The organism is Caballeronia sp. AZ7_KS35 (assembly GCF_023631045.1).
GTDB lineage: Bacteria > Pseudomonadota > Gammaproteobacteria > Burkholderiales > Burkholderiaceae > Caballeronia > Caballeronia zhejiangensis.
In genome coordinates this window covers 90,550-113,374 of record NZ_JALQDV010000003.1, presented here as the reverse complement: position 1 = coordinate 113,374, position 22,825 = coordinate 90,550, and the positions used below count along the sequence as shown (strand labels likewise).

At 64.0% G+C, this 22,825-nt stretch carries 23 protein-coding genes and 1 tRNA gene; 10 read left to right on the top strand and 14 right to left on the bottom strand.

Annotated features, from left to right (window positions below):
* Positions 1-11 precede the first annotated feature (11 nt).
* The 6 genes from NCT05_RS06580 to NCT05_RS06555 all read right to left on the bottom strand — a co-directional run bounded on the left by NCT05_RS06580 (position 12) and on the right by NCT05_RS06555 (position 5,341).
* A tRNA-Val gene (locus tag NCT05_RS06580) sits at positions 12-88 on the bottom strand.
* A 99-nt stretch (positions 89-187) separates the two neighbouring features.
* Positions 188-2,410, bottom strand: coding sequence for a RelA/SpoT family protein (locus tag NCT05_RS06575; protein WP_034472050.1), 2,223 nt, complete (start codon positions 2,408-2,410; stop codon positions 188-190).
* A 32-nt stretch (positions 2,411-2,442) separates the two neighbouring features.
* Positions 2,443-2,796: a RidA family protein gene (locus tag NCT05_RS06570; protein ID WP_008350311.1), complete on the bottom strand. Its 354-nt coding sequence runs from the start codon at positions 2,794-2,796 to the stop codon at positions 2,443-2,445.
* Positions 2,797-2,869: 73 nt separating this feature from the next.
* On the bottom strand, positions 2,870-3,790 hold the full coding sequence (locus NCT05_RS06565; protein WP_250496801.1) for an alpha/beta fold hydrolase: 921 nt from the start codon (positions 3,788-3,790) through the stop codon (positions 2,870-2,872).
* Positions 3,791-3,992: 202 nt separating this feature from the next.
* Entirely contained in the window at positions 3,993-4,634 is a 642-nt protein-coding gene (locus NCT05_RS06560) for a CoA transferase subunit B (protein WP_008350316.1), read from the bottom strand.
* Between the two features lie 2 nt (positions 4,635-4,636).
* Positions 4,637-5,341, bottom strand: coding sequence for a CoA transferase subunit A (locus tag NCT05_RS06555; protein WP_008350318.1), 705 nt, complete (start codon positions 5,339-5,341; stop codon positions 4,637-4,639).
* A gap of 217 nt (positions 5,342-5,558) precedes the next feature.
* On the opposite strand from NCT05_RS06555, the gene NCT05_RS06550 reads away from it, so the two are divergent.
* A complete protein-coding gene (locus NCT05_RS06550; protein WP_250496800.1) occupies positions 5,559-6,104 on the top strand; it encodes a LuxR C-terminal-related transcriptional regulator in 546 nt (181 codons plus the stop codon).
* Between the two features lie 10 nt (positions 6,105-6,114).
* On the opposite strand, the gene NCT05_RS06545 is transcribed toward NCT05_RS06550, so the two are convergent.
* A complete protein-coding gene (locus NCT05_RS06545) occupies positions 6,115-6,552 on the bottom strand; it encodes an acyl-CoA thioesterase (RefSeq protein WP_008350323.1) in 438 nt (145 codons plus the stop codon).
* Positions 6,553-6,569: 17 nt separating this feature from the next.
* Complete coding sequence (locus NCT05_RS06540) at positions 6,570-7,349, bottom strand: SDR family oxidoreductase (RefSeq protein WP_008350325.1); 780 nt, start codon at positions 7,347-7,349, stop codon at positions 6,570-6,572.
* 203 nt (positions 7,350-7,552) lie between these two features.
* Here NCT05_RS06540 and NCT05_RS06535 point away from each other — a divergent pair, with 203 nt between their 5' ends.
* Positions 7,553-9,226, top strand: coding sequence for an electron transfer flavoprotein-ubiquinone oxidoreductase (locus NCT05_RS06535; RefSeq protein ID WP_008350326.1), 1,674 nt, complete (start codon positions 7,553-7,555; stop codon positions 9,224-9,226).
* 42 nt (positions 9,227-9,268) lie between these two features.
* Here the strand turns inward: NCT05_RS06535 and aroC are convergent, their stop codons facing one another.
* The 3 genes from aroC to NCT05_RS06520 form a co-directional block, all read right to left on the bottom strand.
* Positions 9,269-10,375, bottom strand: a complete 1,107-nt coding sequence (gene aroC / locus NCT05_RS06530; protein WP_008350328.1) for a chorismate synthase — start codon at positions 10,373-10,375, stop codon at positions 9,269-9,271.
* A 53-nt stretch (positions 10,376-10,428) separates the two neighbouring features.
* Entirely contained in the window at positions 10,429-12,369 is a 1,941-nt protein-coding gene (locus tag NCT05_RS06525) for an MFS transporter (RefSeq protein ID WP_008350330.1), read from the bottom strand.
* Positions 12,370-12,552: 183 nt separating this feature from the next.
* Positions 12,553-13,005, bottom strand: a complete 453-nt coding sequence (locus NCT05_RS06520) for a CBS domain-containing protein (protein WP_008350333.1) — start codon at positions 13,003-13,005, stop codon at positions 12,553-12,555.
* A 249-nt stretch (positions 13,006-13,254) separates the two neighbouring features.
* On the opposite strand from NCT05_RS06520, the gene NCT05_RS06515 reads away from it, so the two are divergent.
* The 3 genes from NCT05_RS06515 (at position 13,255) to NCT05_RS06505 (ending at position 15,875) form a co-directional block, all read left to right on the top strand.
* Positions 13,255-14,592, top strand: coding sequence for an O-acetylhomoserine aminocarboxypropyltransferase (locus tag NCT05_RS06515; RefSeq protein WP_033537221.1), 1,338 nt, complete (start codon positions 13,255-13,257; stop codon positions 14,590-14,592).
* Positions 14,589-15,431 (top strand): alpha/beta fold hydrolase, encoded by an 843-nt coding sequence (locus NCT05_RS06510; RefSeq protein ID WP_175979952.1) that lies wholly within the window; start codon positions 14,589-14,591, stop codon positions 15,429-15,431. The genes NCT05_RS06515 and NCT05_RS06510 overlap by 4 nt, the downstream gene beginning before the upstream one ends.
* Positions 15,432-15,554: 123 nt before the next feature.
* The gene (locus tag NCT05_RS06505; protein WP_008350338.1) at positions 15,555-15,875 is read left to right on the top strand and encodes an Mpo1-like protein; all 321 of its coding nucleotides are present in this window, start codon (positions 15,555-15,557) and stop codon (positions 15,873-15,875) included.
* Positions 15,876-15,893: 18 nt separating this feature from the next.
* Here the strand turns inward: NCT05_RS06505 and NCT05_RS06500 are convergent, their stop codons facing one another.
* A complete protein-coding gene (locus NCT05_RS06500; protein ID WP_175979951.1) occupies positions 15,894-17,201 on the bottom strand; it encodes a YihY family inner membrane protein in 1,308 nt (435 codons plus the stop codon).
* Between the two features lie 94 nt (positions 17,202-17,295).
* Between NCT05_RS06500 and wrbA the strand changes: the two genes are divergently transcribed.
* The 5 genes from wrbA to NCT05_RS06475 all read left to right on the top strand — a co-directional run bounded on the left by wrbA (position 17,296) and on the right by NCT05_RS06475 (position 21,462).
* Positions 17,296-17,916 (top strand): NAD(P)H:quinone oxidoreductase, encoded by a 621-nt coding sequence (wrbA, locus tag NCT05_RS06495; protein WP_008350342.1) that lies wholly within the window; start codon positions 17,296-17,298, stop codon positions 17,914-17,916.
* Positions 17,913-18,308: a DUF2069 domain-containing protein gene (locus tag NCT05_RS06490; protein ID WP_008350344.1), complete on the top strand. Its 396-nt coding sequence runs from the start codon at positions 17,913-17,915 to the stop codon at positions 18,306-18,308. The genes wrbA and NCT05_RS06490 overlap by 4 nt, the downstream gene beginning before the upstream one ends.
* A gap of 160 nt (positions 18,309-18,468) precedes the next feature.
* Positions 18,469-19,923: an FAD-binding oxidoreductase gene (locus NCT05_RS06485; protein WP_250501928.1), complete on the top strand. Its 1,455-nt coding sequence runs from the start codon at positions 18,469-18,471 to the stop codon at positions 19,921-19,923.
* Positions 19,920-20,723, top strand: a complete 804-nt coding sequence (locus NCT05_RS06480) for a metallophosphoesterase (RefSeq protein WP_008350349.1) — start codon at positions 19,920-19,922, stop codon at positions 20,721-20,723. The genes NCT05_RS06485 and NCT05_RS06480 overlap by 4 nt, the downstream gene beginning before the upstream one ends.
* A gap of 28 nt (positions 20,724-20,751) precedes the next feature.
* Positions 20,752-21,462: an SOS response-associated peptidase gene (locus NCT05_RS06475; RefSeq protein WP_008350351.1), complete on the top strand. Its 711-nt coding sequence runs from the start codon at positions 20,752-20,754 to the stop codon at positions 21,460-21,462.
* A gap of 18 nt (positions 21,463-21,480) precedes the next feature.
* On the opposite strand, the gene NCT05_RS06470 is transcribed toward NCT05_RS06475, so the two are convergent.
* The gene (locus NCT05_RS06470; protein WP_244807928.1) at positions 21,481-21,639 is read right to left on the bottom strand and encodes a hypothetical protein; all 159 of its coding nucleotides are present in this window, start codon (positions 21,637-21,639) and stop codon (positions 21,481-21,483) included.
* A 124-nt stretch (positions 21,640-21,763) separates the two neighbouring features.
* On the bottom strand, positions 21,764-22,702 hold the full coding sequence (locus NCT05_RS06465; protein ID WP_008350353.1) for a LysR family transcriptional regulator: 939 nt from the start codon (positions 22,700-22,702) through the stop codon (positions 21,764-21,766).
* Between the last annotated feature and the right edge of the window lie 123 nt (positions 22,703-22,825).

Below are 22,825 nucleotides of genomic sequence, written 5' to 3'. Positions count from 1 at the left end.
TTCGTTTTCGTTGGTAGGCTCGATTGGACTCGAACCAACGACCCCCACCATGTCAAGGTGGTGCTCTAACCAGCTGAGCTACGAGCCTGAAAGAAGTGAGATTATATGGAGTGTTTCAGATGTTGGCAAGTGCTTATCTTCAGAAAAATCGAAAATATTCGCCAATCCGTTCAATCCCTTCTAAATGCTACGCGCGACGCGAAGCGCGAATCACGCCCTGCACTTCGCCGAGCAGCGTGCATGCGCGTTGAATCTGCGCTGCACTCGACACTTCCACGGTGAACTGCATATACGCGACATTCCTGCGGCTCTGGCTCTTCACGCCGATCACGTTGATCTTCTCGCGCGCGAACACTTCGGAGATGTCGCGCAGCAAGCCCTGGCGATCCGCCGATTCAACCGAAAGGTCCACCGGATAAACGGACGAGCCACGCCCGTTCATCACCTCGGCGGACCAAGTCGTGTGCAGCACGCGTTCGGGCGAGCGCTCGGCCATGCGCTTGAACGTCTCGCAATCGGTCCGGTGCACCGACATGCCTTTGCCGCGCGTGACGAATCCCGCGATCGGATCGGGTGGCGCCGGGCGGCAGCAACGCGCGAGTTGCGTGAGCAGCGCATCGACACCGACGACGAGCACGCCCGTCGACGCTCCGTGCGCCACGCTTTGCCCGCTGCTGCGCTTCTCGAACTGCTCGGGCGCTTCGGGTTCGGGCTCGGGCGGCGGCGCATCGGAGAGCGCCTGCTCGATGTTGCGCAGACTGAACTCGTCCTTCGCGACGAGTGCGTAAAGCTCCTCGGGCGCCTTGAAGCCGAGTTTGGCCGCGAGCTGTTCGAGACTGACCGATGTCTTTCCCTCGCGCTGCAAGGTCTTCTCGACGATGCTCCGTCCGGCCGCGATGTTCTCCGCCGCATCCGCCGCGAGGAACCACGAGCGCACTTTCTGCCGCGCGCGGGCGCTATGCAGATAGCCGAGCTGCGGATTGAGCCAGTCGCGCGACGGACCGCCCTCCTTCACCGCGACGATCTCGACCGTCTGTCCGTTTTGCAGCGGCGTGTTGAGCGGCACCATCGCGCCATCGACGCGAGCGCCCCGACAACGATGTCCGAGCTCGCTGTGCAGGTGATATGCGAAATCGACGGCTGTCGCGCCTTGCGGCAACGCGATCACGCGCGCCTGCGGCGTCAGCACGTAGATATGGTCGTCGTCGAGCGTCGCGTCGCGCAGATGCTGCCAGCCGGGATGCTCGCCTTCGACGTCGTCCTTCCACGCGAGAAGCTGACGCAACCATGCGATCTTCTCGTCGTATTTCTCGCTCGCGGTCACCTGCCCCGCATAGCCACGCGCGCCCGCTTCCTTGTACCGCCAGTGCGCGGCCACGCCGTACTCGGCGAACTGATGCATCTCGTACGTGCGAATCTGGACTTCGAATGCGCGCCCGTCGTCGCCGATCACGACCGTATGCAGCGACTTGTAGCCGTTGGGCTTGGGACGCGAGATGTAATCGTCGAACTCACGCGGCACCGGCTGCCACAGGTTGTGCACGATGCCGAGCACGGTGTAGCAATCCTTGATGTCGCCGACGATCACGCGAAATGCGCGCACGTCGTTCAGTTCGGCGAAATCCAGCTGCTTGCCGCGCATCTTCTTCCAAATGCTGTAGATGTGCTTCGGCCGTCCGCTGACGTCCGCCTTGATGTGCGCGGTTTCCAGTTCCTTCTGCAGACGAGCGATGGCCTCGGTCACATAGGTCTCGCGCTCGACGCGCTTCTCGTCGAGCAGCTTCGCGATGCGTTTGTACGTGACCGGATCTTCGAAGCGAAACGACAGGTCTTCGAGTTCCCACTTCAGTTGCCAGATGCCGAGCCGGTTGGCGAGCGGCGCGTAAATCTCCAGCGTCTCGCGCGGCACGTCGGGCGACGGTTCGATCTTGTGCGCGGCGTAGTAGCGCAGCGTCTGCACGCGCGAGGCGAGCCGGATCAGCACCACGCGAATGTCCTGCGCGAACGCAAGCAACATCTTGCGCAACGCTTCGACCTGCGCACGGCGCGCGGCCTGCGCGTCGCGCGTGTTTTCAGGCAGTTCCGCGAGCGTCGCGCGCGAGCTGACCGAACCAAGCCGCAACAGCTTGCGCACATCGCCGACGAGCCGCTGCACTTCCGGGCCGAAGCGCTCCGCGATCACCTTCTCCGGATCGTCGAGATGCGGCGCCAGCACGAAGAGCGCCGCGGCGGCGACCGCGTGCGAATCGACGTTGAGCGTCTGCATGATGCGCGCGGTGCCGGCAGCGTGGTCCGCGAGCAGTTCGCCCGTCGAGACGCGCGCGTCCTTCGCGTGCTCGCGCACGAACGCGAGCGCGTCGTCGATGGACGGCTCGGGCAACGTTTCGGTGGGGACGGCGGTCTCGGTCATTCGGGCGATGCCAATACTTCAGACGACTCGATTCAGTTGCGCTGTGCGGCGATCACGACGATTTCCACGAGGCACGCCGGATTGGCGAGCTTCGCCTCGACGGTGGCGCGGGGCGGCGTGTTGCCTTCCGCGACCCACGAGTCCCACACGGCGTTCATGCCGGGGAAATGGATCATGTCCGAGATATAGATCTGCACCGACAGCAAGTGCGACTTGTCGCTGTTCGCCTCTTCGAGCAGGCGGTCGATGTGACCGAGCACTTCGCGCGTCTGACCGGTGATGTCCTGGTCCGTGTCCTCGGCGATCTGGCCCGCGAGATACACCGTGCCGTTGTGGATCGCGGTTTCGGAAAGGCGCGGCCCGACGTGATGACGAATGACTGCCATTGTTTGTTCCTGATCGGTGATGGTGAGAAAAGAAGCGCAAGCGGCGCGCAAGCACCTTATGTTCAGTCCAACATTATGCCCCGCTCGCGTCCTCGCCGAGAAAGAACCCCCTGGCGATGGCGATTTGATCTTCGACAAGAAAGGCCGGCGCGTGACCCGCGCCCGGGATCTCGGCGCTCGTCACGGCCTGACCTTTCTCGACCATTTGCGCGACCGTCTCGCGCGACAGCAAATCCGAGCTCTCGCCGCGCACGACGAGCACCGGCGTCCTGATCGACGCGAGCGAGCGCCAAAGAAACGCCTCGCCGGCCGCATTCTGCTCATCGGTGGCCGACGTGAACGGCGTCGCGATGCCCGGGTCGTAGCGAAAGCCCCACGCACCGTCGCGCTCGTGCAGGAGCGGCGTGTTGATGCCCGCCCACTCCTCGTCGGTCAACGGCCCGAACGACGACGCGAGCGCCGCCGCGTGCCGCACGCCTTCGTCGAGCGATGCGAAACGCGCCGGCTTGCCGAGATACTCGCCGATACGCTGCAGCGCGACCGGTTCGATATGCGGCCCGACATCGTTGAGCAGCATCTTTCGGATCGGCGTGTTCGGCAAGCCGCCGAGCGCCATGCCGATGAGACCGCCCATCGACGTGCCGAACCAGTCCACCGTCTCGACGTTCAACCGCGCGATCAGCGTGACCACGTCCGCGACATACTGCGGCACGCCGTAGTAACGCGGATCCGCGAGCCAGTCGGACAGTCCTCGCCCGACCACGTCCGGACACACCACGCGATAGTCCCGCGCGAACGCTTGCGCGAGCTTGTCGAAGTCGCGTCCCGAGCGCGTCAGGCCGTGCACGCACAGCAGCACGCGCGGATTGGCCGGATCGCCCCACTCCGTATAGGCGATGCGATGCAGACCCGCCGGGCTCGCGCATTGCACGAAGCGCTGGCGCGGCTCGCTCAGATCGGAATGCACGGCTTCGGCGACGATGGATGCGGTCATGGAGAGGTCCTCGTGGAAGTGTCGAAACGATTGTAAAGCGCATCTCACCGGATCGAGCGGGCCTATGCCGAACGGACGACCCCTTCCCGCGTGCACAGATGCGGGCGAAACCCGCAAAAGCAAAGCGGGCGAAGCTCCGAAAGCTTCGCCCGCCCGTGTTCGCGCTCACGCCGAGAGAACCGGCGTTCGTGTCACGCCGCTATCACTTCACGCTCGTGACATCGAGCGGCGCGCCCGTCTTCTTCTGAATTTCCTCGACCGTCACGCCGTCGGCCAGCTCGACGAGCTTGAGGCCATTGTCGGTGACGTCGATCACGCCGAGATCGGTGATGATGCGATCCACGACGCCCACGCCCGTCAGCGGCAGCGAGCACTCTTCGAGGATCTTGTGCTGGTCGCCCTTCGCGACGTGTTCCATCAGCACGACGACTTTCTTCACGCCGGCGACGAGGTCCATCGCGCCGCCCATGCCCTTGATCATCTTGCCGGGGATCATCCAGTTGGCCAGATCGCCCTTCTTGCTGATCTGCATTGCGCCGAGGATCGCCAGGTTGATGTGGCCGCCGCGGATCATCGCGAACGAATCCGCCGACGAAAAGATCGACGAGCCCGGCAGCGTCGTCACGGTCTGCTTGCCGGCGTTGATGAGATCGGCGTCGACTTCGTCTTCATACGGCGACGGCCCGATGCCGAGCAGACCGTTTTCCGACTGCAGCCACACTTCCATGCCGTCCGGAACGTGATTGGCGACGAGCGTCGGCAAGCCGATACCCAGGTTCACGTAGAAGCCGTCCTGCAGTTCCTGCGCCGCGCGCGCGGCCATCTGGTCACGAGTCCAAGCCATGATTACTCTCCTTTCGCGCGGACGATGCGCTGTTCGATGCGCTTTTCCGGCTGCGCATTCAGCACGAGGCGCTGCACGTAGATGCCGGGCAGATGGATCGCGTCCGGATCGAGTTCGCCCGTCTCGACGATTTCTTCCACTTCGGCCACGGTGATCTTGCCGGCCATCGCGCACATCGGGTTGAAGTTGCGCGCGGTGCGCCGGAAGATCAGGTTGCCGGATTTATCGGCCTTCCATGCCTTGACGAGACCGACGTCTGCCGTGAGCGAATGCTCGAGCACGTAATGGTTCTCGCCGAACTGGCGCGTTTCCTTGCCTTCCGCGATCACCGTGCCGAAACCGGTGTTCGTGAAGAACGCCGGAATGCCCGCGCCGCCCGCGCGCAGCTTCTCGGCGAGCGTGCCCTGCGGCGTAAATTCGAGCTCGAGTTCGCCGGCGAGGTATTGGCGCTCGAACTCCTTGTTTTCGCCGACGTACGACGAAATCATCTTCTTGATCTGGCGCGTCTCGAGCAAGAGACCGAGGCCAAAGCCGTCGACGCCCGCGTTATTGCTGATGCAGGTGATGCCCTTGACGCCCGTATCGCGCAGCGCGGCGATGAGCGCTTCGGGAATGCCGCACAGCCCGAAACCGCCGACGGCGAACGTCTGCCCGTCCTTGACGATGTCCTCGAGCGCGGCTTTCGCGCTGGGATAGACCTTGTTCATCTGTGTGTCCCTTCCATGTTGAAACCAACTGAAAATCGGTTTTTTGATGCCGCCGATGCACTGTTCGAGCGCATCGCGCGGCCTTTTGACGTGGCACAAGCGTACTTTGTGCCGATGATCCGGCACAATACGCAAAAATACATAAGTCTTTGCCCGCGCGCGTTGGTTCCCGGCGCTTTTCGCCGCGAAACGCAAGGCGCCGCGCGCCCGATCTCACATGCGTGCACTGGATTATCTAACCGCGTTTCAACTTGCGCCCGTCGGGCTCGTGCTTTCGCGCGAGCGCACCATCGAAGACTGCAACGAGCAGCTTTGCGCGATCTTCGGTTCCACGCACGAGGCGCTCATCGGCAAGTCGTTCGAGGTGCTGTATCCCTCGCCGGACGAGTTCGCGCGCATCGGCGAGCGCATCGCCGCGCATATCAGCAAGGAAGGCACGTACAGCGACGACCGCATCATGAAGCGCAAGAACGGCGAACTGTTCTGGTGTCACGTCACCGGCCGCGCGCTCGACCGGACCGCGCCTCACGCGGCGGGCGTCTGGACATTCGAGGACTTGAGCGCGACGCGGCGGGTCGCGATCGAATTGACACCGCGCGAGCGCGAGATCGCCGCGCAGCTCGTGACGGGCAAGACGAGCAAGCAGATCGGTCGCGTGCTCGATATCAGCCCGCGGACGGTTGATATCTACCGCGCGCGGCTCATGAGAAAGTACGACACGGGCAATGCGACCGAACTGCTGCAACGGCTGCTCGGCACCTGACCTGCGCGCTTTACGGCGCGACGGGCGCGGCGGTCTCGATGATCTGCCGCAACATGTCCGGCAGCGGCACGGACTTGCCCGCCGCGTAGTCGATCCAGACGATTTTCGCTGCGCCGCGCGCATACAGTGCGGCGGGTTCATCGGCGCGATACAGCTCGAAGCGCGTATCGAGACTGCTGCGCCCCGGCTTGCCGACGGACATGCGCCCGATCACGTCGCCGGGATACTGAAGCTGCTTCAGAAACTCCATCGACGCGTTTACGATCACCGGCCCTTGCCCGTCGCCATTGCCGCCGACGAGACCGATCTCTTCGAACCACGAGATACGCACCTGCTCCATGTAGCGGAAATAGACGGTGTTATTGACATGCCCGAAGGCGTCCATGTCGCCCCAGCGGATCGGCATGGAAAGTTCGAAGACGGTGTGGAAATCGTTATGCGTGGTCATTGCGTGCGCTAAAAAGTTCAAAGCGAAAAACCGTCGTCCGCCGAGATGACCGAGCCGTTCATGAACTGCGATTCGTCGGCGGCGAGCAGCAGCAAAAGACCGTCGAGATCGTTTGGCGAGCCCACGCGGCGGCGCGGCAGCAACGAAATGAGCTTTTGCCCCTGCTCGGTCTTCCAGTGGTGGTGGTTGATCTCGGTATCGATATAACCCGGGCAGATCGCGTTGACGTTGATGCCGTGTCGGCCCCATTCGAGCGCCATCGCCTTTGTCATCTGCACGACGGCGGCCTTGCTCATCGAGTAGAGGCCGATCTGCGGAAACACCCGCAAGCCTGCCACCGACGCCACGTTGATGATGCGATAGGCCGGCTTGGCCGCGCTGTTGCTGTTGCCGCGCATGATCATGCGCTTGGCGACCTCTTGCGCGACGAAAAACGCGCCGCGCACGTTCGTGCCGAACACGAATTCGTAGTCCGCGGGCGTCACTTCCGTCAGCTTTTGCGTGGTCGACACGCCCGAGTTATTCACGAGGATGTCGATGGTACCCGCTTCGGTCTCCGCATGCGCGATCGCCGCTTTGATGCTCTGGTAATCGGTGACGTCGAGCGAAACGACGTGCGCTGCGCCGCCCGACGCCTCGATTTCGGCGCGCAGCTCCTTCAGGCGCTCCGTGCGCCGGCTGGCGAGCACCACTTTGGCGCCCGCCTGCGACAGCACTTGCGCGAAACGCTTGCCCAAACCGCTGGACGCGCCGGTAATCAGCGCGACCTTGCCTTCCAGGTTGATCGAACGGCCCATTGTGCTTCCCTTTTTATGGTTGGCTCAGCCCGGGCAGGCACGCGGCGCGCCGATGCGGGCAATAAGCGTCAACACCGATAGCGCGGGTGTCGTGAATAATAGTACGATCGTGCTAAATTAGCGAGCTTTGGTTGCGGCCCGCTTCACCTTCCCTGAAAATACGCGATCCCGAAAGGGCATTCTAACGGCACATAGGAGCATTGATGACCCCGGCGAGCCTCATCGAGCAATACGGTCCCCGCGAATCGATGGAATACGACGTCGTGATCGTCGGCGGCGGACCAGCCGGTTTGTCGGCGGCCATCCGGTTGAAGCAACTGGCGGAAGAAAAAGGCGTCGAAATCGGCGTGTGCGTCCTGGAGAAAGGCTCCGAGATCGGCGCGCACATCCTGTCCGGCGCGGTCATGGATCCGCGCGGCCTGTCCGAGCTCATTCCCGACTGGAAGGAAAAAGGCGCGCCGCTCGACGTCGAAGTGACCGAAGACCGGTTCCTGTTCCTGTCGCAAAACGACGCGAAGCAGGTGCCGAACTGGCTTCTCCCCGACAATTTCAAGAATCACGGCAATTACGTCATATCGCTCGCCAACGTCACGCGCTGGCTCGGCCAGCAGGCCGAGGCCGTGGGCGTCGAGATCTTCCCGGGCTTTCCGGCCGCCGAAGTCTTGTATGCGGACGACGGCTCGGTGCGCGGCGTCGTCACCGGCAACATGGGTGTCGGCAAGGACGGCGAGCCGACGGAGAATTTTCAGCTCGGCATGGAACTGCACGCGAAATACACGCTTTTCTGCGAAGGCGCGCGCGGGCATCTGGGCCGTCAGCTCATCGAGAAATTCAAGCTCAACAAGAATGCCGATCCGCAGGTGTACGGCATCGGCATCAAGGAATTGTGGGAAATCGACCCGGTCAAGCACAAGCCCGGTCTCGTGATCCACACGGCCGGCTGGCCGCTGGAACCCGACACCTACGGCGGTTCGTTCCTCTACCACATGGACAACAATCAGGTGGTGGTCGGCTTCGTCGTCGGGCTCGGGTATTCGAATCCGTATCTGTCGCCATTCGAGGAATTCCAGCGCTACAAGACGCATCCGTCGATCCGCGCGTTCCTCGAAGGCGGCAAGCGCATTTCCTACGGCGCGCGCGCGATCACCGCCGGCGGCCTGATGTCGCTGCCGAAGCTCGCGTTTCCGGGCGGCGCGCTCGCGGGCGACGACGCGGGTTTTCTCAACGCATCGCGCATCAAGGGCAGCCACGCGGCGATCAAGTCCGGCAAGATGGCCGCCGAAGCCGCGTTCGAAGCCGTTCAGGCGGGCCGCCAGAACGACGAACTCACGGCCTATCCCGAAGCGTTCGACAGTTCGTGGCTCAAGACCGAACTCTACCGCGCGCGCAACTTCAAGCAGTGGATGAGCAAGGGTCTGTACCTCGGCACGTTCATGGTCGGTCTGGAGCAAAAGGTGATGGGCGGCAACGTGCCGTGGACGCTGCATCATCAGCACTGGGATCACGAGATGCTGAAGCCGGCGTCGCAATGCAAGCCGATCGTCTATCCGAAGCCGGACGGCAAGCTCACGTTCGACCGTCTCTCGTCGGTGTTCATCTCGAACACGAACCACGAAGAGAATCAGCCCCCGCATCTGACGCTCAAGGATCCGAGCGTGCCGGTCAACGTGAACCTGCGCACGTATGCCGGTCCTGAAAGCCGCTACTGCCCCGCCGCCGTGTACGAGTTCGTCAAGTCGGACGACGGCAACGAGCGCCTGCAGATCAATGCGCAGAACTGCGTGCATTGCAAGACCTGCGACATCAAGGACCCGACGCAGAACATCGTCTGGGTTACGCCGGAAGGCGGCGGCGGGCCGAACTATCCGAACATGTGAGGTCTGAAACGACAAAGGGCGCCAAATCGGCGCCCTTTTCTTTTATTTCGACGGCGCTTGAGCCGCGATCTTCGGCGTTCCGACGGCCACATCGCCGCATTGCGCACGATGCCGCAGCGCGTGATCCATCAGCACCAGCGCGAGCAGCGCTTCGGCGATCGGCGTCGCGCGGATGCCGACGCACGGATCGTGACGGCCGAAGGTCTCGACCGTTGCACTGGCGCCGTCCTTGTCGATCGACTGACGCGGCGTGCGGATGCTCGACGTCGGCTTGATGGCGATCGACACCGTGATGTCCTGCCCGCTCGAAATGCCGCCGAGGATGCCGCCCGCATTGTTCGTCGCGAAGCCTTCGGGCGTCATTTCGTCGCCGTGCTGCGAGCCGCGTTGCGCGACGCTCGCGAAGCCCGCGCCGATCTCGACGGCCTTCACGGCGTTCAGGCCCATCATCGCGTGGGCGATATCGGCGTCCAGGCGATCGTAAAGCGGCTCGCCGAGACCGACCGGCACGCCCGTCGCGACGACTTCGATGCGCGCACCGACCGAATCGCCGTCGCGACGCAGGTTGTCCATGTATTCCTCGAGCTGCGGCACGATTGCTTCGTTCGCCGAGAAAAACGGATTCTCGGGCACGTGGCGCCAGTCGACGAACGGAATGTCGATTTCCCCGAGCGCGCTCATGCGGCCGTGCGTTTCGAGACCGAACTTCTCACGCAACCACTTCTTCGCAACCGCGCCGGCGGCGACGGTCGGCGCGGTCAGACGCGCCGATGACCGGCCACCGCCGCGATAGTCGCGCACGCCGTACTTCTGCCAATAGGTGTAGTCCGCGTGACCGGGACGGAAGGTCTGCGCGATGTTGCCGTAGTCCTTGCTGCGCTGATCGGTATTGCGGATCAGGAGCGCGATCGGCGTGCCGGTCGTCACGCCCTCGAACACGCCGGAAAGAATCTCGACCTGATCCGCTTCCTGCCGCTGCGTCACGTGACGCGACGTGCCGGGGCGGCGCCGGTCGAGTTCGATCTGAATATCGGCTTCGCTGAGCGCCATGCCCGGCGGGCAACCATCGATCACGCAGCCGATCGCCGGACCGTGCGACTCGCCGAAATTCGTGACGGTGAAGAGCGTGCCAAGGGTATTGCCGGACATGAGCGTCGACCTGAAAAAAAGTGTCGGGGAAACCGCTATTATGCCAGCGCCGTCTACCGCCGCGCGCCGCGCAAGACCGACACGGCTTCCTGCAGATGCGCGGGCGTCGCGTCCTCTGGCGCGATCGGTTCGCCGACCGCGAGCGTCAGCCGCGTCATCGCCCCACGCTGGATCGGACGCGGCCATTGCGCATCTTCGTGGCGCGAGAACACGCTGCCCCACAGACCGCGCAGCGCCATCGGCACGACGGGCGCCGGATGGCGCCGCAGAATCTCCGAGATGCCGTGCCGGAACGGATTGATATCCCCCGTGCGCGTCAGCTTGCCTTCGGGAAAGATGCAGACGAGATCGCCGTCATCCAAAGCCCGCGTGCAGGCGGCGTACGCGCGTTCGAGCATGTCGGCGTCTTCGTGTGCGGGCGCGATCGGAATCGCCTTCACATGCCGGAACATCCAGCCGACGAACGGCGTGCGAAAGATGCGGTGATCCATCACGAAGCGAATCGGCCGCGGACTTTCGGCCATGATGACGACCGCATCGACGAAGCTCACGTGATTGCACACGAGCACGGCCGCGCCATGCGCCGGGATGCGCTCGGCGTCGACGAGACGGATCCGATAGAACGTGTGCACCAGAATCCACGCGATGAAGCGCAGCAAAAACTCCGGCACCAGCGAATAGATATAGACCGCGACGACGACATTGAGCAGCGCGGTCGTCAGAAAGAGTCCCGGAATGCCGACGCCCAACGACGTAAGCGCGAGCGCCATCAGCGCCGACACGATCATGAAAAACGAATTGAGGATGTTGTTCGCCGCGATGATGCGCGCGCGATGAGTCGGCTGACTGCGCGCCTGGATCAGCGCGTAGAGCGGCACGCTGTAGAAGCCGCCGAACATGGCGAGCAGAAAGAGGTCCGCGAGAATGCGCCAGTGCGGCAGCGTCATCAGGAATTCGCCGACGTTGAGCAGATGCCCGGCCGGCGCGATGCGATGGCTCGCGAAGAACAAATCGATCGCGAACACGCTGATGCCGATCGAGCCGAGCGGCACGAGCCCGATCTCGACGCGCCGCTTCGAAAGCCGCTCGCAGAGTAGCGATCCCGTGCCGATGCCGATGGAAAACGTCGCGAGAAGGATGGTCACGACGTCGGGATCGGCGGAAAGCACGTCCTTCGCGAAATTGAAGAACGATGTGAGAAAGGTTGCGCCGACGAACCACAGCCACGAAATGCCGAGCAGGCTCAGAAACACCGTGCGGTCCTGCTTCGCGAGCTTCAAATTGCGCCATGTCTCCGAGACCGGATTCCAGTTGATGCGCAAGTCCGGCTGCGATGCGTCCGACTTCGGCACGAACGCCGACGCCACGCGCCCGATGACAGCGAACGCGATGCACGCGATCGCGAGGAGCATCGCGCCGTGTTCCGACGCGCCCGCCGCCGCCCCGCCGATGATCGTGCCGATCAGGATCGCGACGAAGGTGCCCATCTCGACGAGTCCGTTGCCGCCGACGAGTTCATGCGAATCGAGATGCTGCGGCAGATACGCGTATTTGACGGGGCCGAAGACGGTCGAATGCACGCCCATCAAAAACGTGCACGCGTAAAGCAGCGGCGCGCTGTGCAGCAGAAAACCCGCGCCGCCGATCAGCATCACGACGATCTCGAAGCTCTTCACGAGCCGCGCGAGCACGGCCTTGTCGTACTTGTCGGCGATCTGGCCGGACGTCGCGGAGAACAGCAAGAACGGCACGATGAAAATCGCGGAAATGAGAAACGCGGCGGTCTTCGGATCGACGCCGGAGAAGCGCGCGGCCTGAAACGTCACGAGCGACGTGAAGCCGACCTTGAAGACGTTGTCGTTCATTGCGCCGAGGAACTGCGTCCAGAAGAACGGCGCGAAACGGCGCTCGCGCAACAGGCGAAACTGCCCGTCGCCTTCGGCTTGGGAACGTCGGGAAGCGCGCGGCGAGGCGCGCAGCGGTTTGTCACTCATGTCTTGCGCAATAGTTGAGTTCGGCGTTGATCGCGCAATGTCCGCGGTCGAATCCGAATGGAAGGGAAACCGGGCGAAATGCTAACCCTCCCACTTGGGCCAGACGTAAAAAAGCGCGCCATGAGGGCGCGCTTCGGTGGATCCGATGCACGCGAAGCGCGACGCCTCGCGACATCGACATGCTCAGCGTGCTTCTTCCTGCTGCTCCGGCCAGTCGCGGATATACGCCTTCAGCATGCGATTTTCGAAACCCTGCTCTTCGACGACCGCCTTGGCGACGTCATAAAACGAGATGACGCCCATCAACTGACGCTTTTCCATGACCGGCAGATAGCGCACGTGATGTTCGAGCATCATGCGGCGCACTTCGTTTACGTCCGTTTCGGGCGTGCAGGTGAGCGGATGGTCGTCCATGACCTTGCGGATGGTCGTCGCGCCGACCGAGCCGCCATTGTTGTGCAACGTCAGGATGATTTCGCGGAAAGTCAGCATGCCGACCAGATCGCCGTACTCCATGACGACGAGCGAGCCGATATCGTGCGCGGCCATCGTGTCGATTGCGTCGGAGAGCGGCGTGTCCGGTGTCACGGTGAACAGCGTGTTGCCCTTAACTTTCAGAATGTCGCTGACTCGCATGACTGTCTCCTAGCGAAATGCCTGTTCGATTGGCCGAACGATGATGAAACCATAGGCCGATGCTATCGGAAAGGCCCGCAAAAGGAAAGCGAACGGGACGACGGTTCGCCCGCATTGGCCGAACGGACAAGGCTTTGCGCGATCGAAGGCCGCGCGTTCGCCCTAGGTTTGGGCGCGCGCATCCGATGTTAGGATGATTGACCCTCATTTTCGCCGCACGCCGGCCGTCTCGCGCGCCGGCCGCCTATGATGCCAGCCAACCGTTTCGACACGCTCGCGCTGCACGCGGGCGCCGCGCCCGATCCCGTCACCGGCGCGCGCGCGACGCCGATTTATCAGACGACGTCGTTCACCTTTCGCGACAGCGATCACGCCGCCGCGCTCTTCAATATGGAGCGCTCGGGGCACGTGTACTCGCGCATCTCGAATCCGACCGTCGCGGTGTTCGAGGAGCGCGTCGCGGCGCTCGAAGGCGGCGTCGGCGCCATCGGCACGGCAAGCGGCCAGGCCGCGCTGCATCTCGCGATCGCGACGCTGATGGGCGCGGGCTCGCACATCGTCGCGTCCAGCGCGCTCTACGGCGGCTCGCACAATCTGCTGCATTACACGCTGCGGCGCTTCGGCATCGAGACGACATTCGTGAAGCCGCACGATCTCGATGCATGGCGCGCGGCGGCACGGCCGAACACGCGGCTTTTCTTCGGCGAAACGCTCGGCAATCCGGGGCTCGACGTGCTCGACATTGCGGGCGTCGCGGAAATCGCGCACGAGCACGCCGTGCCGCTGCTCGTCGATTCCACGTTCACGACGCCGTATCTGCTGCGTCCGTTCGAGCACGGCGCGGATCTCGTCTATCACTCCGCGACCAAGTTTCTCGGCGGACATGGGACGACGATCGGCGGCGTGCTCGTCGACGGCGGCACGTTCGATTTCACCGCGAGCGGACGCTTCCCCGAGTTCACCGAGCCTTACGACGGCTTTCACGGCATGGTGTTCGCCGAAGAGAGCACCGTCGCGCCGTTCCTGTTGCGCGCGCGGCGCGAAGGCTTGCGCGATTTCGGCGCGTGTCTGCATCCGCAGGCGGCGTGGCAACTGCTGCAAGGCATCGAAACCTTGCCGCTACGCATGGATCGGCATGTCGCGAATACGCGCAAGGTGATCGAGTTCCTGCTGAGTTCGCCGGCAGTGGAAGGCGTGGCCTATCCCGAACTGCCGACGCATCGCGATCACGCGCTCGCCGGACGTCTCTTGCCGCGCGGCGCCGGCGCGGTCTTCAGCTTCGATCTGAAGGGCGGCGTGCCGGCGGCGCGCAAGTTCATCGAAACGCTCACGCTGTTTTCGCATCTCGCGAACGTCGGCGATGCGCGCTCGCTCGTGATTCATCCCGCATCGACGACGCACTTCCGCATGGATGCCGCCGCGCTCGAAGCTGCGGGCATCGGGCCGGGGCGCATCCGTCTGTCGATCGGACTGGAAGATCCCGACGATCTCATCGACGATCTCAAGCGCGCGCTGAAAGCCGCGCAGAAAGCGGCAGAAAGCGCTCCGGACGCGAGCGCCGCCGCGCCGCTCGGGAGCCGCGCATGATCCTCGACGTCCACGGCCGCGCGGCCTATGCCTACACCGGCGGCAAGCCTTTCGACGCGACGCGCCCCGCCGTCGTGTTCATTCACGGCGCGGAACACGATCACAGCGTCTGGGCCTTGCAGACGCGCTATTTCGCGCATCACGGTTTCGGCGTGCTGGCGCTCGATCTGCCGAGTCACGGAAGAAGCGCCGGTCCCGCGCTTTCGACCATCGGCGAGTTCGCCGACTGGGTCATCGCCGTGCTCGACGCGGCCGGCGTGCAGCAAGCGCTCTTCGTCGGCCACAGCATGGGCTCGCTGATCGCACTCGATGCCGCTGGCCGCTATCCCGACCGCGCGGCGGGTCTCGCCCTGCTCGCGACGGCCGCGCCGATGGCCGTCTCCGATACGCTGCTCGACGCCGCACGCGAGCACGAGCCCGAAGCCATCGCGATGGTCAACCAATGGTCGCATTCGACGATCGCCGCGAAGCCGTCGAGTCCCGCGCCGGGCTTCTGGCTGCAAGGCGTGAATCAGCGGCTCATGGAACGCGTGAGCCTGCGCGGCGAAGCGCTGCTTTTTCACACCGATTTCAGCGCCTGCAACACCTACGCCGACGCGCTCGAACGCGCGGCCGCCGTGCGTTGCCCGGTGTGCATCGTGAGCGGCAAGCGCGACCTGATGACGCCGCCGCGCGCTGCCCGTCCGCTCGTCGATGCCTTCAGGAAAGCCGGCGCGTCCTTGAAGACCGTGGAACTCGATGCGGGCCACGCGATCATGACCGAGCAGCCCGACGCGACGCTCGATGCGCTGTTCGCTTTCGCGCTCGCGTGCGCCAGCGCGAAAGCGCCGTCGGCCTGAAAACGCGCGTGCGGCGGGCCGCGCAAGCCCGCCGTGGCTGCTTGCATGGCGCGACTGGCAGTCGCAGAATGATTCTTGCTGGCTAATCTTCAGACACCGGCACGCATCATCAGGGAGGCCGTCATGGCGCACACCGCACATGGTGAACATTTCGCGAATTTCGCCGAGTTTTATCCCTATTACCTCGAAGAGCATCGCAACCTGGTGTCGCGCAGGCTGCACTTCATCGGATCGCTGGGCGTGATCGGCTGTCTCGCGATGGCGATCGCAACCGGCGACTGGCTCTGGCTGCCCGCGGCCGTCGTCTGCGGTTACGGCTTCGCGTGGATCGGCCATTTCTTTTTCGAGAAGAACCGCCCCGCGACGTTTCGCCACCCGATCTACAGCCTGATGGGCGACTGGGTGATGTTCAAGGACATCTGCGTCGGCAGAATCTCGCTTTGATATGCGTCGAACGAAGGCTCAGGCCGGCTGCTCCGGCATGGACGAGCGCGGCACCTCGCGCAGACGCGCGCTCGTCAGCGCAGACGCGCGTGCCGCGATCAGCGAGCCGAGCGTGATTTCCAGCTTCTCGTTATCCAGCGCGTTCATCAGCGCGCCGCAGTCGACCTGCGCCGCATCCAGCTTCAGTTGATATTCGAGTTCCGCGCGATCGATCACGAACTGCTCGAAGAGCATCGTCACCGTGATCTGATTCGGATTGGCGATCAGCACATAACGCGGCATGCGCGAATCCTCCAGCCTGCCGATCCAGCCGAGCGCGTCGAGCCGCGCGATCAGCCTCGTCGACGTATCGAGATCGCAGCGCGCCAGGGTCGAAAGCTGCAAGGACGTGTAGCCGGGCTTGCCCTCGTCCCGCGCCTCGACGAGCCGCGCGAGGATCTCGAGTGCATCGAGCAGATCGCTACCCGGAAAATCGCGCCGATGATATTGCCCCGTGCGAATCGCAGGCAGCGCGGATGTGACCATCGCGCCGATGAGCGCGAACATCCAGCACAGATACACCCACAGCAGAAAGACCGGCAGCGCCGCGAACGCGCCGTAGACGGCGGTGTAGGTCGGAATGCGCCGTACGTAATAGCCGAAGCCGCGCTTGCCGAGTTCGAACGCGACGGCCGCGATCAGCCCGCCGACGATCGCATCGCGCCATTCGACCTTGCAGTTCGGCATATAGACGTAGATGAACGTGAAGGCGAGCGCCGTCAGCGGCAGCGAGACGCCTGTGAGCGCCCATTCGACGATCGGCGGCATCAGGTTGTGCGAGCCCGCGAACGCGACCGAATGCGCGAACACGTACGAGGAGATCGACAGGCTGCAGCCGAAGAGAATCGGCCCGAGCGTGATGATCGACCAGTAGACGAGCACGCGCTGCGCGATCGGGCGCGCCTTCTTCACGCGCCAGATCACGTTGAACGCGGACTCGACCGTCATCATCGTCATGACGGAGGTCACGAACAGAATGATCATGCCGACGGTCGTCAGCCCCTTCGCCTTCGACGCGAACTGGTTCAGATACTTGAAGATCTGATCGTTGATCTGCGGCGGCATCAGGTGCACCGCGAGGAAGTCCTGAAGCGACGCCTGGAAGGAGCCGAAGATCGGGAACGCGGTGAAGAGCGCGAACGCGACCGTGGCGAGCGGCACGAGCGACAACACGCTCGTGAACGTGAGGCTGCCCGCCACTTGCGCGACGCGGTCTTCGCCGATGCGCCGCGCGACAAAACTGGCGAGACGCCTGACCGCCGCGAGATCGATAAAAACGTGCTGCAAACGCGTTCTCCCGTCATGGCGTCCCGCGTGCAAAGCCGCTTCTCGCCACGAAAATCACCCAATACCTATAATAGCCGTTCACTAAAAAAGCCTTATGAACGACATCCTCGTGCTTTACTACAGCCGCCACGGCGCGACGCGCGAGCTCGCACTCGCAATCGCGCAGGGCGTCGATAGCGTGGCCGGCATGCAGGCGCGTGTGCGAACCGTGCCGCCGGTTTCCACGGTCTGCGAAGCGACCCAGCCCGACATTCCCGCCGACGGACCGCCCTACGCCGAATTGCGCGATCTCGAAGAATGCGCCGGCCTCGCGCTCGGCTCGCCTACGCGCTTCGGCAACATGGCCGCGCCGCTCAAGTACTTCCTCGACGGCACCACGCCGCAATGGCTGTCCGGCGCGCTTTCGGGCAAGCCTGCCAGCGTGTTCACGTCCACCGGCAGCCTGCACGGCGGCCAGGAAAGCACGCTTCTTTCGATGATGCTGCCGCTGCTGCACCACGGCATGATGATCGTCGGCATCCCGTACACCGAATCGCGGCTCACCACGACGCAAAGCGGCGGCACGCCCTACGGCGCGTCTCATCACGCCCGCGCGGGCGGCGACGAAAATCAGCGGCACGGCATTTCCGCCGACGAGAAGGCGCTCGCAATCGCGCTCGGCGCACGGCTCTCACGCACCGCGCTCAATCTCGTGCGCGGCGCCCGTTCCGCATGACCACGCCGATCTCCACAGCACGTCCCAACGGCGCGCTCGCATCGGGCGCGCTTGCGAGCCTCGTGGCGCTCGTCGTGCTCGCGCTCGTCTGGGAGCTCTGGCTCGCGCCGCTGCGTCCGGGCGCATGGGCGCTTGCGCTGAAGGCGCTACCGCTCGCGTGCGCGCTGCCGGGCGTCGCGCGCAAAAATCTCTACACGCTGCAATGGGCGTCGATGCTCGTGCTGCTGTATTTCGCCGAAGGCATCGTGCGCGGCATGACCGATGCGCGCCTCCCCGCGTCGCTCGCCTGGCTGGAAGCAGCGCTCGCCCTCGCGTTCTTCGTCTGCGCGCTCGCGTACGTCGCGCCCTTCAAACGCGCGGCCCGGTTGAACGCTCGTGCGGAAAAAATCTGAAACGTTCGCTTTTTTCGCCCGCGTTCTGCCCGGACGTGATGCTTTGTAGCATGAAACCTCACCGTGCGCGCGTGCCTATGCCATTCGGACGAGGGTCGCGCGCCGCTCGCTTGCGCGATACTGTGCACTACGCTCTACCGGATCCTTTGCCCATCTGCCCATGACCGCCACTCAAGCTTTCATCGCCGCGTGCGCCGACATTCTCGGTGCATCGCATGTCCTGACCGACGCCTACGATACCGAGCCGTACCTCATCGACTGGCGCAAGCGCTATCGCGGCACTGCGTGCGCCGTGCTGCTGCCCGCCGATACCGCGCAGGTCGCGGCCGTGGTCCGGATCGCTCGCGAGCATCGCGTCGCGATCGTGCCGCAGGGCGGCAACACCGGTCTCGCAGGCGGCGCAACGCCAGATTCGAGCGGGGCGCAAGCCGTCATCAGCCTGAAGCGGCTCAATCGCGTGCGCGGCGTCGATCCGCATAACAACACGATCACCGTCGAAGCGGGCGTCGTGCTCGCCGAAATCCAGGCGCGCGCCGAAGAAGCGCAACGGCTGTTCCCGTTGAGTCTCGCCGCCGAAGGCAGCTGCACCATCGGCGGCAATCTCTCGACGAACGCGGGCGGCACTGGTGTGCTGCGCTATGGCAACACTCGCGAGCTGTGTCTCGGCCTCGAAGTCGTGACGCCGCAGGGCGAAATCTGGGACGGCCTGCGCGGGCTGCGCAAGGACAACACCGGCTACGATCTGCGCGATCTCTTCATCGGGGCGGAAGGCACGCTAGGCATCATCACGGCGGCGGTCGTGAAGCTGCATCCCGCGCCGGTCGCGAAGGTCACGGCGCTGGCCGGGCTCGCTTCGCCGCATGCCGCGCTCGACTTTCTCTCGCTGGCGCAGCATCACGCGGGCGCGCTTCTGACCGGCTTCGAGCTGATGTCCGATTTCTCGATGCGCCTCGTCGGCAAGCATTTCCCGCAACTGCGCTATCCGTTCGGCGAACCGCACGCGCAAACCGTGCTGCTCGAACTTTCCGACAGCGAAAGCGACGAGCACGCCCGCGCCCTCTTCGAGCGGCTGATGGAAGAAGCGCTCGAGAAGGGCATCGTGGAAGATGCCGTCGTCGCGGAAAACCTCGCGCAGTCGCAGGCTTTCTGGGATCTGCGCGAGCATATTCCGCTCGCGCAGGCCGAGGAAGGTCTGAACATCAAACATGACATCGCCGTGCCCATTTCGAGCATCGGGCGGTTCATCGAGGAAACCGATGCGATCATCGCGAAGACAGTGCCCGGCGTGCGCATGGTGACGTTCGGCCATCTCGGCGACGGCAACCTGCACTACAACGTGCAGGCGCCCGAAGGGGTCGACCCAAAGCGCTTCCTCGGCGAATTCCAGACGCCGATCAACGCGCTCGTGTATGACCAGGTGCACCGGCACCGCGGCAGCATCAGCGCGGAGCACGGCATCGGCCAGTTGAAGGTGGATGAAGCGATGCACTACAAGTCGCCGGTCGAAGTCCGTCTCATGCAGACGATCAAGGCCGCGCTCGATCCGGACAACCTGATGAATCCCGGCAAGGTCGTGCGCTGGAACGCGACGCTCGCGAAGGAGAACATCGCATGAAGATTCGCGTGCTGTCGGACCTGCATCTCGAATGCGACGAGCCGCTGGCGATTCCGTATGCAGAGGCCGATCTCGTCGTGCTGGCTGGCGACATTCACAACCACGCCGAAGGTTTGCGCTGGGCCGCGGAAAATTTCGATTCCGACGTGCCCGTCGTCTACGTGCCCGGCAATCACGAATACTACGACGCCGAGTTCGGCGCGATGGAAGCGGCAATGCAGGACGCCGCGCGCAGCGTCGACAACGTGCACTATCTGAACAACGCGTCGCTGGTGGATCGGCGCGGCGCGTGGCGCGTGCTTGGCACGACGCTGTGGACCGACTTCGCGCTGTTCGGCTCCGGCGATGCGCAAATCGAAAACGCCAAGGCCGCGTGCACGAAAGTGATGCTCGACTATAAGGGCCTCATTCAACTCGCGTGGCCCGAGCCGGACGGCGAACCGCGCGAATTCGCACCGGACGATTCCCTCGCGCTGCACGAACAGTCGCGCGCATGGCTCGAGAGCGAACTCGCGAAGCCGTTCGCAGGGCAAACGATCGTCGTCACGCACCACGCGCCGATGCGCCAGAGCCTCGCGCCGCGTTACGCGGAAGATCTCGTGTCCGCGGGCTTCGTGAATCATCTGCCGTCGCTCGCGCGCGCGCCCGCGTCGTTGTGGATTCACGGCCACACGCATACGTCGTTCGATTACGAGGTGGACGGCACGCGCGTCGTGTGCAATCCGCGCGGCTACTTCAGCCGCCGCGAGCAACGGTGGGAGAATCCGGATTTCGCGTGGGACAAGGTCGTCGAAATTTGAAACGTCGCGGACTTTGCGGAGGAACGCCATGTGCGGCCGAATCAGCCAGTACCGACTGCCGATGCATTACGCGCAGCGTCTGCATCTGAGAAATCCGTTCGTGCTGGTCGATGCCGCCGACAGGCGTCCCGGCTATAACCTGTCGCCCGGCACGCATCCGCTCGCCGTCTATCCCGACGAAACCATCCGCGCGGTGCATTGGGGCTATTGCCCGCCGTGGGCGATTCAGAAGAAGCTGCCGCAGACCATCAACGCGCGCGTCGAGACGGCGGCGACGAGCGCGTATTTCAAGCATTTATGGAAGAAGGCGCGCATTCTCGTGCCGGCCGATGGCTGGTTCGAATGGCGTATCGAGCCACGCCCGGGAGACCCCGCCGCGAAGCCTTTCAAGCAGCCCTACTTCATTCAGCGCGCGGACGGCGAGCCGATGTACCTCGCCGCGCTGACGAGCATCATGCGCGACGACGACGCTGCCGCGCCCGGCGCGGGCTTCGTCATCGTGACGGCGGCGGCGGACGAAGGACTCGTCGACGTGCATGACCGGCGTCCGCTCGTGTTCGCGCCGGCAAACGCGCGCCGCTGGCTCGATCCGGACGCGTCGCCCGACGATCTCGCGGCGCTCGTCAAGTCGGACGGCGTGCCGGCGTCGCACTTCGTCTGGCACCGCGTATCGGCCGATGTGAATCGCGCGACCAATGATGAGCCGCGACTCATCGAGCCGCTCGAAGCCTCGCTGTGAAGGCTGTGTGAAGTTCGTTTAGCGCCGCGGCCGATCGTCGTCGATACGGATCGGCACCAGGCGCCGCTTCGCCTCGCGCTCCGACTGCGCGCGCATGGCGTTGAACAGATCGCGCGACGCCGGAACGGCGATCAGGACGAGAAGCGCGGCGAGTGCGAGCAAAAGAGGCGTACTCATGTGACTTATCCCGGTCAAAGATGCGTGAGAACCAGTGCAGAAAGCATCAAGCTGCGGACAAATCGTGAGTAAGCAAGTGTTGCGCCGCGGCTTTTTTCGTAACTGAACGCAGCTTCATCCGTGTTCAGGCGACGACGAATTCCTTGAGCGATTCCGCGTCGGCCGCGAGCGTGTCGGGCAGCGCCTCGCGCAGGAACTCGACCCACGTGCGGATCTTGGCATCGAGATACTGCCGCGACGGATAGAGCGCGTACACGTTCAACTCCTGCATCGTGTATTGCGGCAGCACGCGCACGAGCGTGCCCGCGCGCAAGCCCGGCAGCGCGGACGACGTCGGCAGCACGCCAATGCCCATGCTTTCGCGGATCGCGGCGACCATCGCCTCGGCGACGTTGACCGTGAACGTGGACGGCCCGAGACTCACCGTCTCCTGACCGTTCGGGCCGTCGAAAACCCAGCGGTCGGCCGGAAACACCGGCGTCATCAGATGCAGGCAGGTATGGCGCACGAGATCGGAGAGCACGTGCGGCGCGCCGTTCTTCTCGATGTACGCCGGCGACGCGCACGCGATGCTGTACACCGAGCCGAGACGCGCCGACACGAGACCCGAATCCGGCAGATCGGAAGCGAGCACGATCGACACGTCGTAGCCTTCGTCGAGCAGATCGGGCACGCGCTGCGCGAGCGTCAGATCGACCTGCACCGAAGGATGCCGCTGCTGATAGCGCGAGATCATCGGCACGACGTAGTGCTGGCCGAAGCTCGTCATCGAATGGACCTTGAGCTTGCCGGACGGACGCGCGTGCGCATCGCCGGCCTCGGCTTCCGCCTGATCGACATAGGCAAGGATTTGCTCGCAGCGTTGCAGATAGCGCTCGCCCGCTTCGGTGAGCGCGATGCGCCGCGTCGTCCGGTTCAGCAAGCGCGCGCGCAAGTGCGCCTCGAGGTCGGATACGGCGCGCGATGCGTAAGCCGTCGTCGTATTCAGATGCTGCGCGGCCGCGGTGAAGCTGCCCGCTTCCACGACCCGCACAAATACGCGCATGTTCTGAAGCGTGTCCATGCCGCTAATTCCGTCTTAAAAATCGTTCGTGACTCGGATTGTTACACGCGTAACAACAACGATTATCACATCCATCGTAAAAATGCTTTGCATCATTACGGGTTATTCGACAATCTGCGCAAA